This window comes from Nocardioides sp. NPDC006273 (assembly GCF_040613495.1).
Lineage (GTDB): Bacteria > Actinomycetota > Actinomycetes > Propionibacteriales > Nocardioidaceae > Nocardioides.
Genome location: NZ_JBEXSD010000030.1, coordinates 51,606 through 67,278 on the forward strand (window position 1 = coordinate 51,606; position 15,673 = coordinate 67,278).

14 protein-coding genes and 1 pseudogene are annotated in these 15,673 nt (G+C 68.8%); 10 read left to right on the plus strand and 5 right to left on the minus strand.

Annotation, left to right across the window (positions count from 1 at the left end; translation table 11 throughout):
- Window positions 1-49: 49 nt before the first annotated feature.
- Complete coding sequence (locus ABZZ22_RS14720; RefSeq protein ID WP_354932532.1) at window positions 50-664, minus strand: hypothetical protein; 615 nt, start codon at window positions 662-664, stop codon at window positions 50-52.
- A 168-nt stretch (window positions 665-832) separates the two neighbouring features.
- Between ABZZ22_RS14720 and ABZZ22_RS14725 the strand changes: the two genes are divergently transcribed.
- Together ABZZ22_RS14725 and ABZZ22_RS14730 are read left to right on the plus strand one after the other, a co-directional pair.
- Entirely contained in the window at window positions 833-1,330 is a 498-nt protein-coding gene (locus ABZZ22_RS14725) for a hypothetical protein (RefSeq protein ID WP_354932534.1), read from the plus strand.
- 50 nt (window positions 1,331-1,380) lie between these two features.
- Complete coding sequence (locus ABZZ22_RS14730; RefSeq protein WP_354932536.1) at window positions 1,381-2,727, plus strand: hypothetical protein; 1,347 nt, start codon at window positions 1,381-1,383, stop codon at window positions 2,725-2,727.
- A gap of 27 nt (window positions 2,728-2,754) precedes the next feature.
- Here the strand turns inward: ABZZ22_RS14730 and ABZZ22_RS14735 are convergent, their stop codons facing one another.
- Together ABZZ22_RS14735 and ABZZ22_RS14740 are read right to left on the minus strand one after the other, a co-directional pair.
- Window positions 2,755-3,330 carry a VanZ family protein gene (locus ABZZ22_RS14735; RefSeq protein WP_354932538.1) on the minus strand — a complete coding sequence of 192 codons (576 nt, stop codon included), beginning with the start codon at window positions 3,328-3,330 and terminating at the stop codon, window positions 2,755-2,757.
- Complete coding sequence (locus ABZZ22_RS14740) at window positions 3,327-4,457, minus strand: peptidoglycan bridge formation glycyltransferase FemA/FemB family protein (protein WP_354932540.1); 1,131 nt, start codon at window positions 4,455-4,457, stop codon at window positions 3,327-3,329. Before ABZZ22_RS14740 ends, ABZZ22_RS14735 begins: the two co-directional genes overlap by 4 nt.
- Window positions 4,458-4,543: 86 nt before the next feature.
- Here ABZZ22_RS14740 and ABZZ22_RS14745 point away from each other — a divergent pair, with 86 nt between their 5' ends.
- Window positions 4,544-5,209, plus strand: coding sequence for a response regulator transcription factor (locus ABZZ22_RS14745; protein ID WP_354932542.1), 666 nt, complete (start codon window positions 4,544-4,546; stop codon window positions 5,207-5,209).
- A 10-nt stretch (window positions 5,210-5,219) separates the two neighbouring features.
- Complete coding sequence (locus ABZZ22_RS14750; RefSeq protein WP_354932544.1) at window positions 5,220-6,305, plus strand: HAMP domain-containing sensor histidine kinase; 1,086 nt, start codon at window positions 5,220-5,222, stop codon at window positions 6,303-6,305.
- 4 nt (window positions 6,306-6,309) lie between these two features.
- Here the strand turns inward: ABZZ22_RS14750 and ABZZ22_RS14755 are convergent, their stop codons facing one another.
- Window positions 6,310-6,780 (minus strand): Lrp/AsnC ligand binding domain-containing protein, encoded by a 471-nt coding sequence (locus ABZZ22_RS14755; protein ID WP_354932546.1) that lies wholly within the window; start codon window positions 6,778-6,780, stop codon window positions 6,310-6,312.
- A gap of 119 nt (window positions 6,781-6,899) precedes the next feature.
- Here ABZZ22_RS14755 and hppD point away from each other — a divergent pair, with 119 nt between their 5' ends.
- The 3 genes and pseudogenes from hppD to ABZZ22_RS14770 all read left to right on the plus strand — a co-directional run bounded on the left by hppD (window position 6,900) and on the right by ABZZ22_RS14770 (window position 10,591).
- Window positions 6,900-8,105, plus strand: coding sequence for a 4-hydroxyphenylpyruvate dioxygenase (gene hppD / locus ABZZ22_RS14760; RefSeq protein ID WP_354932548.1), 1,206 nt, complete (start codon window positions 6,900-6,902; stop codon window positions 8,103-8,105).
- A 66-nt stretch (window positions 8,106-8,171) separates the two neighbouring features.
- Window positions 8,172-8,363 (plus strand): annotated as a pseudogene (locus ABZZ22_RS14765) (L-serine ammonia-lyase, iron-sulfur-dependent, subunit alpha); the annotation flags it as partial.
- Window positions 8,364-8,587: 224 nt separating this feature from the next.
- Window positions 8,588-10,591, plus strand: coding sequence for a hypothetical protein (locus ABZZ22_RS14770; RefSeq protein WP_354932550.1), 2,004 nt, complete (start codon window positions 8,588-8,590; stop codon window positions 10,589-10,591).
- Between the two features lie 78 nt (window positions 10,592-10,669).
- Here ABZZ22_RS14770 and ABZZ22_RS14775 read toward each other — a convergent pair whose 3' ends face one another.
- Complete coding sequence (locus ABZZ22_RS14775) at window positions 10,670-12,475, minus strand: TIM barrel protein (RefSeq protein WP_354932552.1); 1,806 nt, start codon at window positions 12,473-12,475, stop codon at window positions 10,670-10,672.
- A gap of 82 nt (window positions 12,476-12,557) precedes the next feature.
- Here ABZZ22_RS14775 and ABZZ22_RS14780 point away from each other — a divergent pair, with 82 nt between their 5' ends.
- The 3 genes from ABZZ22_RS14780 to ABZZ22_RS14790 all read left to right on the plus strand — a co-directional run bounded on the left by ABZZ22_RS14780 (window position 12,558) and on the right by ABZZ22_RS14790 (window position 15,607).
- Entirely contained in the window at window positions 12,558-13,214 is a 657-nt protein-coding gene (locus tag ABZZ22_RS14780; protein ID WP_354932554.1) for a TetR/AcrR family transcriptional regulator, read from the plus strand.
- A 132-nt stretch (window positions 13,215-13,346) separates the two neighbouring features.
- The gene (locus ABZZ22_RS14785) at window positions 13,347-14,207 is read left to right on the plus strand and encodes a shikimate dehydrogenase (RefSeq protein WP_354932556.1); all 861 of its coding nucleotides are present in this window, start codon (window positions 13,347-13,349) and stop codon (window positions 14,205-14,207) included.
- A gap of 74 nt (window positions 14,208-14,281) precedes the next feature.
- The gene (locus tag ABZZ22_RS14790; protein WP_354932558.1) at window positions 14,282-15,607 is read left to right on the plus strand and encodes an MFS transporter; all 1,326 of its coding nucleotides are present in this window, start codon (window positions 14,282-14,284) and stop codon (window positions 15,605-15,607) included.
- Window positions 15,608-15,673 lie beyond the last annotated feature (66 nt).

The window sequence follows — 15,673 nt, forward strand, 5'->3', positions numbered from 1 at the left end:
GATCGAGCCAGACGAGCACCTGGCCGGCGTGGGTGCGCGCGTCGCCTCGTCAGGAGGACGGTTCGAAGGTCGGCATCACCTGGTTGATCAGTTCATCGGTCTGTTTCCGATCGACCAGTTCGCGCTTGAATTGCCATATGATGGTGACCCGCTGGCCGTCGCTGACAGTCCCGTAGTCATCGATCCAGGTTTCTGGATCCTCGGCGCGGACGTGGTAAAAGGTGAGACCGCCGAAGGTCACGTCTGGGAGACGTGTCACCTTGTCGTAGCCCGCCTTCTTGTCGTGGGCCACTCTAGCCTCAGCCGCATCGTCGATGGCGGTGGCGGATTCCAGAGTCGGCCTGGACGTGAGAATTCCCCCACCGAGCCGGAAGCCGCCTTCGTCTTCAAGCGGAGCCTGAAGCTCGTGCCCAGTGGCGACCTTCTCTACGTTCCAGTCCGGTGGGACGAGGAACTGGCCGCCTTCGTCTGCGGCCGTGTGCCAGCCATCCTTTGGCTCAGCCGAACTCGCTGAGGGCTCACTGGGTGGGCTGGCGGACGATGTGGCGCCATCGGCTGGATCCTCAGTCGAGCTGCACGCGCTCAGATTCGCCCCTAGAAGGGCGACCACGGCAACAACGGAGGTCGAAACGAGATGGCGGGTTCGTGCCCGAGTCGTCGACATGGTGGCGAGCGTAGCGAGCCGAGGTCGATGCCAGGAGATGCAACGCTGAACACCATGGGAGGGCTATGCCGTGGACAGGAGGTGACCTGTCCAGCAAAATGTGCGCCAGAGGGTTGATGGGTCCCGGGCCGCCGCCTCTTCGGGCGCACTCGGTCGACGTTTCAACACATGCGCCATCTGAGGGGGTACGCCGTGGGGAGCGGGAAAGAGACCAAGGTCGACCAAGCGGCCGTCGACAGCATGAAGAACATGCTGGTCGACATGAAGGTAGACGTGGACAAACTGCGGGTGGAGACGCCTCGTGCGGGCCTTCTCGGGCAGGGTGCGAGCGGGGAGTCGCTCAAGTCTCAGATGGATGTGGCGAGCGATCGGATCAACGCCACGCTGTCGCATCTCTCGGACGCGCTGATCAAGTTCTATGAGGGCACCGACCGTGCAGCCAAGGAGATGACTGGCGCCGATGAGGACGCCGGCGACTGGGGCAGAGCGATGGCGGATGGCGTTGAGATGGTGAGCCAGCCGCTCGCCCTGAACGTGGGCAAGGACGACCGTCCCGACGCCCTGCCGCTCCCGATCCCCTTCCTGCCGGTTTCGCCTGAGCTGCTCCAGGAGATGCAGTCGCGCGCAGAGATCGTGGGCTCCTCGTCCGGACAGGACGGTGCCTGATGGCGGCCCTCGACGGTGGAGGCGGCATCAGCCGAGTCAAAGGTCCACACATGATTCGCCTGCAGCAGTATCTGCTCGCGGCCGATGCGGCGGACATTGACGCCCATATCGCGAACTGGCAGCTCGCCGAAGAGCTCTTCACAGGTGCATCCGAACAGTTCACCGCGTTGGCGAAGGGATGCGGTGACGCCTTCGCAGCATCCTCCTACACTGCACAATCCGCCGACCGCTCCTACAAGACGGCTGCCGCACAGATGCGCGAGAAGGCGGAAACCATCATGGAAGCACGCCAGGCGGTGGCGCGTGTTGCGGAGCGCTACGACCAGGCGAAGAAGGCGTACGACTTGCATGAGGGCCGGCTGCCGACGTCGCATGGCCCGGCACCGAGCGCATCCGACCCGGCGTACACGACCGAGGGCTACACCGGGGCCGAGAAGACGACTCGCGAGAATGCTCTGAGTGAGGCGAAGGCACAGCACGCGAAGGACGCCCAGGCGATCGCGGATGCCGAGCGGGAGGCGGCCTTCCAGTGCCAGCAGATCGATGACGGCAATCGGGAAGCCGAGCCGAAGGTGCGGGCGATCACGGAGCCGCCATCGTCGACGTCACCCGGGTCGAACGGCAGCGGCGGCTCGGGCAGCTCGTCCGGTGGCTATTCCAGCCCGGGGTCGCGCAGCGCGGTCGCCGCGGCCCAGGCCAAGTACGACTCGGTGAACCCGGGCACGCTCTACGCCGAGGGCGAGGGACACCAGATCCGGGCCGAGCAGAAGGAGATCATCAGGCAGGCCCACGCCGAGAACATCCCGGAGTGGGACAACGCTGCCGGAATGTGGGTCAACTCCGATGGCTCCGCGGCACCGGCGACGAGCTACGCCAGCATCGAGACCGCCGAAGGTCTGGCACCGCTCGGCGGTGGCGCCGGCGGAGAGGCTGCGCTCGGGATCGGGCTCGGCGGCGCCGGGCTCGCGGTCGGCGCCGCCGCGGCGCTGAGGGCCAGGTTCGGTGCCGGAGCGACGGCAGCCGCCGGCAAGGTCAGTGCCGCCAGCAGCCCGGCGAGGGCCGCCGCAGGAAGGGCGGCCGGCACGGCGCCGAGAGTCGGAGCCCCCGGCCAGGCAGCACGATCGGGGGCTGGTGGCGCGCGCGGCGCAGGAGGCCGAGCCGGCGCCGGAGGTCGGGCTGCGGCCGGTGCGGGCAGCCGAAGCCAGATGCGCGGCGCAGGTGCCGGAGGGGCCGGTCGCGGAGGCAGGGGCAAGGACAAGCAGAGCGGCGATCCGGCCCTCGACTTCGTGGCCGACTACTCGGCGGACTACAGCGACGAGGAGTACGAACGCCTTCTCGCGCTGAAACGCTTCGACGACGAGCAGAAGCGGCAGCTCCGCAACCCACCAGACGCGTAGCCAGCATCGCCATACGGTCTGGCGCGGTCAGCCCGACCGCACCAGGCCGTTGCTGTTCGCCGTGCTCGGCGCGGTCGCGGTGCGCTGCCGCCACCACGGCCACGACAGGATCGCGGCCACGGTGGCACCGCCGGCATTGAGGATCACGTCGTCGACGGAGGAGACCCGGTCAAGGCGCAGCGTGTACTGCAGGGTCTCGATCGTCACCGAGCCGGCGATCCCCAGGGCGAGGACCCGTCCCACCGAGCGCAGCGCCCGGAAGCGGATCGGGCCGAAGAAGCCGGCCGCGGCGAAGATCAGCAGGTTGCCGACGACACCGATGGTCGTCATCGTCGGTAGGTCCTCGAGCGGCACCAGGCTCACGCTGCCGTCGACCTGGCCAGCCATCGGACCGGGGACCATCGTCAGCAGTACGAACGGCACGGTGCCGTAGACGATCGCGACCTCGGCCAGCGACGTACGCCATGCCCGGCCCGGCGCCAGACCGAGTCCCCGGCGCAACAGCGCCAGGACCGGCACTGCCAGCACCGCCATGGGCAGCGCCAAGATGGTGAGCAGGGCGATGCCCATGAAGGTGAGTGAGCCCGATTCGTTCACCATCATCGGCCCCGCCGCCTCATGTAGAGATCGAAGGCCCGGTAGACGATCGGGCGCAGCGGCAGGTCCCACTCGCCGACGTACCTCACGGCCTGCCCGCCGGTGCCGACCTTGAACTGGATCAGCCCGACGTGCGAGTCGTCGGATGACAGCGTCGGGGTGATCCCGCGCAGGTCGTAGACCTCACAGCCGGCGGCCAGCGAGTCGCGGATCATCGCCCACTGACAGGCGTTGGAGCCGCGTACGTCCCGTTTCGTCGTCGACGAGGCGCCGTAGACGTACCAGGCGTGGCCGCCGACCCGGACGTAGATTGTCGCGGCGACCAGGTCGCCGTCGTGATGGGCGAGGTAGAGGCTGATCCGTCCGGGGTCCTCGGTGCTCAGCGCCGTGAACATCCTCTCGAAGTAGGCCAGCGGCCGCGGGGTGAAGCGGTCGCGCTCGGCGGTGTGGACGTAGAGGTCGTGGAACGCCTTCAGGTCCTCCCCGCCGGTCGAGGCGGTGATCTCGACGCCGGCCTTGGCGGCCTTCTTGATGTTGCGCCGCCACAGCTGGTTCATCCCGCTGAGCACGTCGTCCTCGGACCGCGCGGTCCCGTCCGCGCGGCGCAGCGCGACCTCGTACGTGAACTGCGGCTGCCCCGCCCCGAACCCGCTCTCGGGGTTCTGCGGGATCCAGCTGGCGTCGCGCAGATACCGGATCACGTCGCTGCCGACCGGGTCGGCGCGGCCGGGCAGATCGGTGAGGCGTACGACCCACGGGTCTGCGATGCCCTCCTTGACCTCCGCGGCGCTCCAGGTCTCGGTCCGCACCGGGGGAGCGATCCGGATCGCGAACGCACCCTGCGAGCGCAGGTAGGAGACCAGCGGCGGGAGCCAGACGGTGAGCCCGCCGGCCCAGTCGATGTCGGGCCCCCACGGAAGGTACGCCAGCGTGTAGCCCAGTCGCGGCACCGGCCGGTGCAGCACCAGCCCGGTCCCGGCGAGCCGCTCGCCGGCGTACCAACCCAGGGACTCGCTGCGCCACTCGGTCTTCACCGCGGCCCAGGCCGGGGTCTGCTGGAAGCTGACCGAGCGCCGCGACCTGATGTGGTCGAGGTGCTCGGTGGAGCTGATCGGTCTGACGGAGAAGGTCACCCTGCCAGTCAACCGACATGGGTGTCGTCAGGGCGTATGCCGTTTCGGATACATCGGCGATATGTCATCGACCTAGGATCATTGGCATGCGGGTGCTGGTGGTCGAGGACGAGCCGTTGATGGCTGAGGCGATCCGGGACGGGTTGCGGCTGGAGGCGATCGCCGCCGACATCGCCGGTGACGGCGAGACGGCTCTGGAGATGCTGAGCGTGAACGCCTACGACATCGCCGTGCTCGACCGCGACATCCCCGGGCCGTCGGGCGACGAGATCGCCAAGCGGATCGTCGCCTCCGGCACCGGGATGCCCATCTTGATGCTCACCGCCGCCGACCGGCTCGACGACAAGGCCTCCGGGTTCGAGCTGGGCGCCGATGACTACCTGACCAAGCCGTTCGAGCTGCGTGAGCTGGTGCTGCGGCTGCGGGCGCTCGACCGGCGGCGCGCCCACAACCGGCCGCCGGTGCGGGAGATCGCCGGCCTGCGGATCGACCCGTTCCGGCGTGAGGTCTATCGCGTCGGCCGCTACGTCGCGCTGACCCGCAAGCAGTTCGCCGTGCTCGAGGTGCTCGCCGCGGCCGAGGGCGGCGTCGTCAGCGCCGAGGAACTGCTGGAGCGGGCATGGGACGAGAACGCCGACCCGTTCACCAACGCCGTACGCATCACCGTCTCCGCCCTGCGCAAACGGCTCGGCGAGCCCGCGATCATCGCCACCGTGCCGGGCGTCGGATACCGGATCGATGTCGATTCCTAGACGCCCGGGGATGAGCGTTCGGCTCAAGCTGACGCTCAGCTACGCCGGGGTCATCGTCGTGACCGGGGTGCTGCTGCTCGCGGTGGTGTGGGTCTTCCTGCTGCGCTACGTACCTGACGGAGTGTGGGTGCAATGGCCTCAGGAGCCCGGGCGGCCGAGCGCGCCCTTCGTCCCCAACCGCTCCGACCTGGAGCGCGCCTTCGCGCCGCGTGCCGCCGCGATGATGGCGGGCCTCGTCGTGTTCGGTCTGGTGGGAGGCTGGATCCTCGCCGGGCGGATGCTCGCCCCGCTGACCAGGATCACCGAGGCGACGCGTACGGCCGCAGGTGGGTCGCTCTCGCACCGCATCGAGCTCGAGGGACCCGGCGACGAGTTCCGTGAGCTCGCCGACGGCTTCGACGACATGCTCGCCAAGCTCGAGGCCCAGGTGGCCGAGCAGCAGCGGTTCGCCGCCAACGCCTCCCACGAGCTGCGTACGCCGCTGGCGATCACCCAGACACTGCTCGACGTCGCCGGCAAGGACCCCGACCGGGATGTCGAGGCGCTCGTCGACCGGTTGCGCCTGATCAACTCCCGCGCGATCGACCTGACGGAGGCTCTCCTCGTGCTCAGCCGCGCCGACCAACGCTCCTTCGCCCGTGAGCCGGTCGACCTGTCACTGGTCGCCGAGGAGGCGGTCGAGACCCTGCTGCCGCTCGCCGAGCACCGCGGGGTGCGGATCGAGACCTCTGGTGACCAAGCCTCGGTCAGCGGCTCTCCCGCCCTGCTGCTGCAGGTCGCGACCAACCTGATCCACAACGCGATCGTCCACAACCTGCCCGAGGACGGGTCGGTGTCGGTCACTGTCGTCGCCACCGAGAAGAGCGTGGTCCTCACCGTCGCGAACACCGGCGAGGAGCTCCCTCGCGAGCTCGTCGCCACGCTCACCGAGCCGTTCCAGCGAGGCACGCAGCGCATCCACGGAGACCAGGCCGGCGTCGGTCTCGGGCTGGCGATCGTCAAGAGCATCACCCGCGCTCACGACGGCAATCTCGCCGTACTCGCCCGCCCCGGTGGTGGGCTGCGGGTCTCGGTCGAGCTGCCCAGGGCTGCCTGACCGATCAGCGCGGTGTGGCCCCGGTGCGCAGCAGATCCAGGGTGCGCGGCTCGATGAGGGTCGAGAGGGTGACCACGCTGGTCGAGCGGACGACGGCGTGGGACTGGTCGATGCGGACGAGCACCTCCTGCAGCTTCGCGTGCGACCCGGTCGCGACCTTGCAGAAGACGTCGAAGGAGCCGGTGGTGACGTACGCCTCGAGCACCTCGGGGATCTCGGCGAGGTCGTGGCGTACGTCCTCGAGCGCGCCCTGGGAGATCTCCAGGGTCACGAACGCCTGCACCGTATGGCCGGCGGCGGCCGGGTCGATCGTGGGCGCCCAGTCGCGGATCACGCCGGCCTCGGCCAGCTTGCGCAGCCGGCTCTGCACGGTGGCGCGGGCGACGCCGGCGACCCGGGAGAGCTCGAGGTCTCCGACGCGTGGGTGGGCGTGCAGCGTCTCCAGGAGGGTGAGATCGAGGTCGTCGAGCTTCATGGCTTGATGATAGTCAGATTGCCTAGCGTGTAGCAGTGAATGCTGGCCGGATCTGACAGATTGATCAGTGCTCAGTGGTCAACTTGTTTGGTGTGGCTCGGCCCACTTGACTTGCCCGCATGACGCTTGCAGACACCCTGACCAACCAAGAGAAGCTCGCCGGACTCGGGCTGGCCGAGCTGGAGCAGCTCGTCGGGCTGGTGGCCTACGACGACACCTCTGACCCGTTCCCGGTCACCGGCTGGGACGCTGTCGTATGGGCCGTCGGCAACGCCACCCAGACCGCTCACTTCTTCCAGAGCGCCTTCGGCATGGAGCTGGTCGCCTACTCCGGCCCCGAGACCGGCAACCGCGACCACCATGCCTACGTGCTGCGCAGCGGGGGAGTGCGGTTCGTGATCAAGGGCGGGGTCGCGCCGGACAGCGAGATCATCGCCCACCACGCCCGCCACGGTGACGGCGTCGTCGACATCGCCCTCGAGGTGCCCGACGTCGACCGCTGCATCAAGCACGCGCGTGCCCAGGGCGCCACGGTCCTCGAGGAACCCCACGACGTGAGCGACGAGCACGGCACCGTACGCATCGCCGCCATCGCCACCTACGGCGAGACCCGCCACACGCTGGTCGACCGGTCCGGTTACGAGGGTCCCTACCTGCCCGGTTACGTCACCCGCACCTCGACGCTGAAGAAGCCCGAGGGCGCGCCCAAGCGGCTCTTCCAGGCGCTCGACCACGTCGTCGGCAACGTCGAGCTCGGCAAGATGGACGAGTGGGTCGACTTCTACGGCCGGGTCATGGGCTTCACCAACATGGCCGAGTTCATCGGCGACGACATCGCCACCGACTACTCCGCGCTGATGTCGAAGGTCGTCGCCAACGGCAACCACCGGGTGAAGTTCCCGCTCAACGAGCCTGCGATCGCCAAGAAGAAGTCGCAGATCGACGAGTACCTGGAGTTCTACCAGGGCCCCGGCGCCCAGCACCTCGCACTGGCGACCGGCGACATCCTGGCGACCGTCGACGCGCTGCGCGACGCCGGGATCGAGTTCCTCAACACCCCTGACTCCTACTACGAGGACGCCGAGCTGCGCGCCCGGATCGGTGAGGTCCGAGTGCCGATCGAGGAGCTGCAGAAGCGCGGCATCCTCGTCGACCGCGACGAGGACGGCTACCTGCTGCAGATCTTCACCAAGCCGATCGGCGACCGCCCCACGGTCTTCTTCGAGCTGATCGAGCGCCACGGCTCCCTCGGCTTCGGCAAGGGCAACTTCAAGGCGCTCTTCGAGGCCATCGAGCGTGAGCAGGAGCTCCGCGGCAACTTCTGAGCGTCCAAGCGCGACCCTCCGGCCACCGATTCCGAGGGGTCGCGTCACGGGGTGCCAGGGGCGAGTCCCTGCATCGAGCGCAACCCGATGGCTTCGGCGAAAGCGGTCAACGCCGCGCGGCTGGCGCTGGCCGGCGACGGCGAGCACCGGGTCTCGCTCGACCAGGTGATCCGGACCATGCGCGAGACCGGCGCCGACATGGCCGCCGAGTACCAGGAGACCTCGCTCGGTGGCCTCGCGGTCAACGTGACCGAGTGCCAGCGGCTCGAGTCTCGACAAGCTCGACCGCCGGAGAGCAGGAGTGGCGGGCTCTCCCCTCCCTGGGGAGACACCCGTGCACCAGCTGGTCACTCTTATGTGGTATAGACATGCGATTCCGCCGCCGACGATAATGTAGGTCTCCTCGGCGCTAGCGTGGTTGGCAACCTAGCCACCCGCTTGGGACGCGTTGCGACAGGAGTAGCTCCTGAAAGGTGCGCTCCATGAAGCTCGCAGTTCTCCTCCTTTCCTGCACGGGAACTCCGCGCACCACTGACTTCGACCAAGCCTGGGTGCACCGGCTGGTCGGCCACACGGCCGGGTACTGGATCGACCAGACCGGCGGTCGGGTCAACATGGAGTTCCGGGTCCTCGACTGGTTCCAGCTGCCGCACACCAGTGACCAGTGGAACGCGCTCGGCTTCGGAGCAGGCCCGGTCGTCAAGCCACTCGTGGCTGCCGGGACCGGGATCGACCTGTCTCCGTACGACCACTTCGCCTTGGTGATCGACAAGTTCGACGCCGCAAGCGCCGCGGTCTCACCGAGCAATCCCGAGTACGTTCACGTCGGCGCACAGAGCCTGGACCCAGCGTTGCTCGCGCACGAGATGGGCCACTTCTTCGGCGCGGCGCATGCCAACCTGGACACCCCGGCAGGCCCGCGCGAGTACGACGATCAGTTCTGCATCATGGGTCGCGAGGGCGGTAAGTACAGCTTCGTCCACACGCCATTGAACCGCCCGCGGTCGGACGGCACCTTCGACGTCACGCTCTCCGACACCGGACCGGGATTGGCAGCGCCGGCCCTGCGGGCCTGTGGCTGGCTCGATCTGGCCGGCCATGGCATCAACATCAGCGCCCCGCTGAAGTCGGGCACTCGACGTACGACCATCGAGCTTCCAGCGCTGCGGGGTGCGCCTGTCGAAGCCGGTCAGCGGGTCTGCGCGTATGCCGACGGCGTCGTGCCCGGGCAGCGGCTGCTCCTGGAGTACCGCGCCCGGGACGGCTGGGACCGTGGGATGCCGCCGGGCGGAGCCGGATGGGTGGTCGCGCACCTGACCGAGCCGACAGAGCGCTCACGGATGTCCCTTCAGGTCGGTGCCGTGAAGGCCACGCCGGGGTCGTCGGTGGTGACCAGCAAGGGGTCTGTGCTGCTCTCGGTCGGCACTGCAACAGCGTCCACGGTCTCGCTTACCGTCGAGGTGATGTCGCCGGTGCCGGTGAACCGGGCGGCGCCCGCGGTGGCCTCCTGGGGCCCGAACCGGATCGACATCTTCGCCCGCGGGCTCGACAAGGCGAGCTTTCACAAGGCCTGGGCGCAGGGCTGGTTCCCCTCGCAGAACGACTGGGAGGCGGTCGGTGGCGGCTTCACCAGCGCGATGGCCCTCGAGTCGTGGGGCAAGGACCGCCTGGACGCCTTCGGGGTCGGGCTCGACCAAGCCATGTGGCACAAGGCATGGGCGGGGGGATGGAGCCCGGGACAGAGTGCCTGGGAACCGCTCGGCGGCGCGTTCGTCAGCCCGCCTGCAGTGACGTCCTGGGGACAAGACCGGCTCGACATCTTCGCCCTCGGCACGGACCGTGGCATGTGGCACAAGGCCTGGGCGCAGCGCTGGTCTCCGTCGCAGAACGACTGGGAGCCACTGGGCGGTGCCTTTCTCCACCCGCCGGCGGTCGCGTCATGGGGGCCTGGCCGGCTCGACGTCTTCGGGGTCGGACTCGACAAGGCGATGTTCCACAAGGCGTGGAAGGAGGGGTGGCAGCCGTCAGGCACCGAATGGGAGTTCCTGGGCGGCGGCTTCACCAGCCAACCAGCGGTGTGCTCGTGGGGTCCCGATCGTCTGGACGTCTTCGCCCTCGGTCTGGACGCCAGCCTGTGGCACAAGGCCTGGGCACCGGGCTGGTTCCCTTCGCAGAACGACTGGGAACCGCTCGGCGGCAAGTTCCTCAGCCCGCCCGCAGTGGCATCGTGGGGACCGGGTCGGCTGGACGTCTTCGGCGTGGGCCTTGACGGAGCGATGTACCACCGCGCGTTCGATGGTGGCTGGCACGGTTGGGAGCAGCTCGGCGGCATCTTCTCCAGCCCTCCGACTGTTGTGTCTTGGGCGGCGGGCCGTCTCGACATCTTCGCTGTCGGCAAGGACAAGTCGATGTGGCACAAGGCCTGGGCCAAGGGCTGGTCCCCGTCCCAGACCGGTTGGGAGCCCATTGGAGGAGGATTCCTCTGACATTCGCACCGCCGTGCGTCGGGCCGGACCGCCTCACCTCGACGGCGGCCGGCCAGGAACTTCTGGGACGCCGCTGCGTCAGCGCCCCGCCTGGCTGACGAGGCGGACGGGGGCGTTGCCGGCGCCGTACCCGTCGTAGTGCTCGCGGCGCTCGACGAGCTCGAAGAAGACCTGTCCGACGGTCTCGGTGTAGCAGTGCAGGTATTCGCCGTCGGCATCGCGGTCGTAGAGGAGGTCGAGGTCGCGCAACGTGGCGACGAGGTCCTCGGCCAGGCCGAAGCGGGCTTCCAGGTCGTCGTAGTAGTTGCCTGGCACCTCGAGCGGCCTCAGTCCGCGCTCTCGGGCTGAGGCGACGACCCCGATGATGTCGTGGCAGGCGAGGGCGACGTGCTGCGCGCGGCCCTGCTGCCCGGTCGGGAGCAGGTTCAATGGAAGGCGTACGCCGCCGGCCGGTGAGCTCATCACCTGGCTGCGCACGAGGCCCGACGGGCCGGCGACCTCCTGGGTCGGTTGCGGGGTCAGCGACAGCACGCTGGTGTAGAAGAGGACCGCCTCGTCGAAGCTGTGCCAGGGCTGGACCAGATTGACGTGGTCGATGTGGGCGCCGTGTCTCTCGGCGGCGGGTTCGTCGGTGCTCGAGACGCCGCCGTCGAACTCGTCGATCCAGTCCTCCGCGTGCGAGAGGAAGACCTCGGTGCCGTCGGGGGAGGTGAAGGCGCGCATGGCCTGCTCGCCGGCGTACGTCCGGCGGTGGACCGGGGGCGCCATCAGCCGGGCGGCACGCTCGGCGGCGGGGTCGGAGTCAGCGACGTCGAAGCCGACTGCCGCGATGCGCGGCTCGGGGGAGGCGCTGGGCACGTCGTTGCACACGACACGGGCAGCACCCCAGGTCCACAGCCGCACCTGCTTGCTGCGGTGGCGGCCGCCGAAGTCGAAGCCGAGCTGCTCGAGCAGCACCTCGACGCCGGAGGTGTCCGGCGCCTTGATCTCGACGAAGTCGAAGGCCTCCGGCGCGGCCACCTGGGGCAGCCGGGGGAGCGGGCGCTGGTCGCGACCGGCTTCCGCGCCGAGCAGGTCGGCGGTGCGGTCGGCGAGCCAGCGCAGCGAGCGCTGGGCTTGACGGGCGGTGCGGACCGGGTCGGTCTGGCGGAAGGTGTCGTTGAAGACCTCCAGCGACAGCGGGCCGTCGTAGCCGGCGTGGATCACGTGAGCGAGGAAGGCCGGCAGGTCGAAGCTGCCCTCGCCGGGGAAGAGCCGATGGTGGCGGCTCCAGGAGAGCACGTCCATGTTGAGGGCGGGGGCGTCGGCGAGCTGCAGGAAGAAGATCTTCTCGGCCGGGATCTCCTCGATCTGCTTCGGGTCGTGGCCGCGCGAGAGGATGTGGAAGCTGTCCAGGCAGATCCCGACGGCTGCGTGGTCGGCGAGCTCGACGATGCGCCACGAGCGCCGGTAGTCGTCGACGAACCGTCCCCAGGCGAGTGCCTCGTAGGCGAGCCGGATGTCGTACGCCGCCGCGAGCTCGCCGAGGCGGCGTAGCTGTCCCGCGGAGACCTCGTCGTCGTCGACGGTCGCGGTGCCGACGTTGCTGCAGACCAGCATGAGATCGATCCCGAGGCGTCGCATGAGCTGGAACTTCGCCTCGGCGCGGCGGAGGATGTCGGCGAAGGCCGACTCGTCGACGCCCTCGGCGTCGCGGAACGGCTGGTAGAGGTCGAGGGTGAGCCCGAGCCGGTCGGCGAGCGCCCGGATCTCCTCGGGGGACTGGGGCGCGGCGATGAGGTCGGGCTCGAAGATCTCGATCGCACTGAAGCCGGCTTCGGCCGCGGCGTACATCTTCTGGACCAGGCCGCCGCTGAGGCAGACGGTGGCGATCGAGGTGCGCATGTGTCTCCGTTCGTGGCTAATGTACGAAACGGTACATACAATGGTCCGTGTTGGGAAGCGGGCCGTGCTCTAGGCTCGGGACATGGTCGACACCCAACGTTCCGCCGAGAGGTCGGAAGAGCGGCTGCGAGACGCCGAACGCACCCGGGCCGAGCTGCTCGAGGTCGCGACCGAGGTCTTCTCCGAGCAGGGCTACTCAGGCGCGAGGGTCGATGAGATCGCGGAGCGCACCCGCACGACCAAGCGGATGATCTACTACTACTTCGGTGGCAAGGAGGGGCTCTATCTCGCCGTCCTCGAGGCCGCCTATCGCCGCATCCGGGAGGCCGAGCAGGAGCTGCACGCCGACCACCTGGCTCCGGTGGACGCGGTGCGAAGGATCGCCGAGCTCACCTTCGACCATCACCACGACCACCCGGGCTTCATCCGTCTCGTCTCGGTCGAGAACATCCACAACGGCCAGCACCTGAAGAAGGTCGAGTCGCTGCGCGACCTCGGCACTCCGGCAGCCTCGCTCCTCGACGACGTGCTGGCCCGCGGCCGCGCCTCGGGTGAGCTCCGCGGCGACGTCGACGCGGTCGACGTGCACATGCTGATCAGCTCCTACTGCGTCTTCCAGGTCGCCAACGCAGCCACCTTCGGCTTCCTCTTCGGGCGCGACATGCTCACCCCCGACGTACGCGAGCGCCACCGCCGCATCCTCGGTGACATCGTCGTCGGCTGGCTGACCGCTCACTGATCAAGTCCGCGAAGAGCCCGTCCCCAAGCAGTGGGGACGGGCTCTTCGCCGTGTGGGGGTTGACGAGCCGAGGCAGGGTGTGATCCCCTTCACTGTCGTAACGTACTAGTTCGTACATTAAGGATCGCCCAGATGAAGTCTTCGTTTCTCGTCGGCCTGATCGGCGCGGGTGTCGGCCCCTCGCTGAGCCCGGCGTTGCACATGCGCGAGGCGCGTGAGCACGGGTTGTCCTACGTCTACAAGACGCTCGACATCACCGCCCTGGGCATTCGGCCCGAGGGTGTTGGCGACCTGATGAACGATGCCCGGCGACTCGGCTTCGACGCGCTCAACATCACCCACCCGTGCAAGGAGCTCGTGATCGAGCACCTCGATCGGCTCGACGCGACTGCGGACCGCCTCGGCGCGGTCAACACCGTGGTCTTCACCGACGAGGGCGCGGTCGGCTACAACACCGACACGACCGGGTTCGGCCACGCGCTGCGTACCGGCATGCCGGACGCCCCGCTCGACGCCGTCGTGCAACTCGGCGCCGGAGGGGCGGGCTCGGCCGTTGCCCACGCGCTCGTCGGCCAGGGCGTCGACAGGCTGGTGATCGCCGACATGGACCTCGACCGCGCCCAGGCGCGCGTCGAGGAGATCCGCCGGCACCACCCGGAGAGCACCGTCGAGGCGAGCCACGTAGACAAGCTGCCGGCGCTTCTCCCCGAGGCCGTCGGACTGGTCAACTGCACCCCGGTCGGCATGGCCGACCACCCCGGTACGCCGCTGGACACGAGCCTCCTCCGCCCCGCCCTGTGGGTGGCGGACATCGTCTACCGGCCGCTGGACACCGCGCTGCTGCAGGCCGCGCGAGAGGTCGGCTGCCGGACTCTCCACGGAGGCCACATGGCGGTCTACCAGGCCGTCGACGCCTTCCGGCTGATCACCGGCATCGACCCCGATGCCGAGCGGATGCTCGCCCACCTGCACGAGCTCGCCGCGGCCGGCTGACCCCGAACCTGAACAGACATCCACCCCCACCCCGTCCGCGGTCAGGAACCGCGGACCTACCCGAGGAGGACCCGATGGCGGGACCTGACATCGAGAGCAGCGAAGGCAAGACCCCGATCAGAGCCGCGCTGGCCAGCTTCATGGGCAGCGCCGTGGAGTACTACGACTTCTTCATCTTCGGCTCCGCCGCGGCCCTGATCTTTCCGCACGTCTTCTTCCCGACCTCCGGCGACGCCGCGCTCGTGATGTCGTTCGCGACCTTCGCGTTCGCATACGTCGCCCGGCCGATCGGAGCGGTCTTCGTCGGTCACTTCGGCGACCGGATCGGCCGCCGCAAGGTGCTGCTGTTCACCCTCCTGCTGATGGGTGGCGGCACGTTCCTGATCGGCTGTCTGCCGACGTTCGACCAGGTCGGCTGGGTCGCGCCCGCACTGCTGGTCTTCTGTCGGCTGCTCCAGGGCCTCTCGGCGGCGGGCGAGCAGGCCGGCGCCAGCTCGCTGACGCTCGAGCATGCGCCCGACGACAAGCGCTCCTTCTACACGTCCTGGACCCTGACCGGCACCCAGGGCGGCCAGATCCTGGCCGCGCTCGTCTTCATCCCGGTGGTCGCGCTGCCGGACGACATCAAGTACGGCATCGGCTGGCGGATCCCGTTCTGGCTCTCCGCGATCGTGGTGCTGGTCGCGTTCTTCATCCGCGCCCGCCTCAACGAGACGCCCGAGTTCGAGGAGGCCAAGGCCAACAACGAGGTCGCCAAGCTGCCCCTCGCGGTGCTGCTGCGCGACCACTGGGTCGACGTGCTGCGCGTCGTCTGCTGCGCCTTCATCGCCGCCGTCTCCACGGTGTTCGGCAACCTCGCCATCGCCTATGGAGTCGCGATCGGCATGGTCGACTCGATCACGCTGTGGCTGGTCGTGGCCGCCAACGTCGTCGCGCTGTTCACCCAGCCGATGTTCGGCCGGCTCGCCGACCGCGTCGGGCGCAAACCCGTCTTCATCTACGGTGCGGTGGCCAGCGCGGTCATGATGCCGTTCTACCTGCTCTCGATGAGTCAGAGCAATGAGCTGCTCGTCTTCGCGCTCGCGATCATCACCTTCTCCTTCGGCTACGCCGCCGCCAACGCGGTCTGGCCCTCGTTCTACGGCGAGATGTTCTCGACCCCGGTGCGCTTCTCCGGTGTCGCGATCGGCACCCAGATCGGCTTCATGCTGGCCGGGTTCACCCCGTCGATCGTCACCGCTCTGGGTGGTGTGCAGGAGGGCGGCTGGGTCGTCACCGCCGGCTACACCGCGGTGGTCTGCCTCGTCGCGACGGTCGCTGCCCTGACCGCACGAGAAACCAAGGACGTACGCACCGCCGACCTCGGTTTGCGGCCGGCTCCGCAGGGAGTCACCGTCTAGCCTTCCCGCCGAGAATGTAGTTGTGGGCGACGAAAGTAGAGTTTCGTCCTGGGGCTACGGGCGGAT

Excerpts from the sequence above, each read along its gene's own strand:
- ABZZ22_RS14720 (WP_354932532.1), bottom strand. The coding sequence starts at position 664 with ATGTCGACGACTCGGGCACGAACCCGCCATCTCGTTTCGACCTCCGTT.
- ABZZ22_RS14725 (WP_354932534.1), top strand. The coding sequence starts at position 833 with ATGCGCCATCTGAGGGGGTACGCCGTGGGGAGCGGGAAAGAGACCAAG.
- ABZZ22_RS14730 (WP_354932536.1), top strand. The coding sequence starts at position 1,381 with ATGATTCGCCTGCAGCAGTATCTGCTCGCGGCCGATGCGGCGGACATT.
- ABZZ22_RS14735 (WP_354932538.1), bottom strand. The coding sequence starts at position 3,330 with ATGATGGTGAACGAATCGGGCTCACTCACCTTCATGGGCATCGCCCTG.
- ABZZ22_RS14745 (WP_354932542.1), top strand. The coding sequence starts at position 4,544 with ATGCGGGTGCTGGTGGTCGAGGACGAGCCGTTGATGGCTGAGGCGATC.
- ABZZ22_RS14750 (WP_354932544.1), top strand. The coding sequence starts at position 5,220 with ATGAGCGTTCGGCTCAAGCTGACGCTCAGCTACGCCGGGGTCATCGTC.
- ABZZ22_RS14755 (WP_354932546.1), bottom strand. The coding sequence starts at position 6,780 with ATGAAGCTCGACGACCTCGATCTCACCCTCCTGGAGACGCTGCACGCC.
- hppD (WP_354932548.1), top strand. The coding sequence starts at position 6,900 with ATGACGCTTGCAGACACCCTGACCAACCAAGAGAAGCTCGCCGGACTC.
- ABZZ22_RS14770 (WP_354932550.1), top strand. The coding sequence starts at position 8,588 with ATGAAGCTCGCAGTTCTCCTCCTTTCCTGCACGGGAACTCCGCGCACC.
- ABZZ22_RS14775 (WP_354932552.1), bottom strand. The coding sequence starts at position 12,475 with ATGCGCACCTCGATCGCCACCGTCTGCCTCAGCGGCGGCCTGGTCCAG.
- ABZZ22_RS14780 (WP_354932554.1), top strand. The coding sequence starts at position 12,558 with ATGGTCGACACCCAACGTTCCGCCGAGAGGTCGGAAGAGCGGCTGCGA.
- ABZZ22_RS14785 (WP_354932556.1), top strand. The coding sequence starts at position 13,347 with ATGAAGTCTTCGTTTCTCGTCGGCCTGATCGGCGCGGGTGTCGGCCCC.
- ABZZ22_RS14790 (WP_354932558.1), top strand. The coding sequence starts at position 14,282 with ATGGCGGGACCTGACATCGAGAGCAGCGAAGGCAAGACCCCGATCAGA.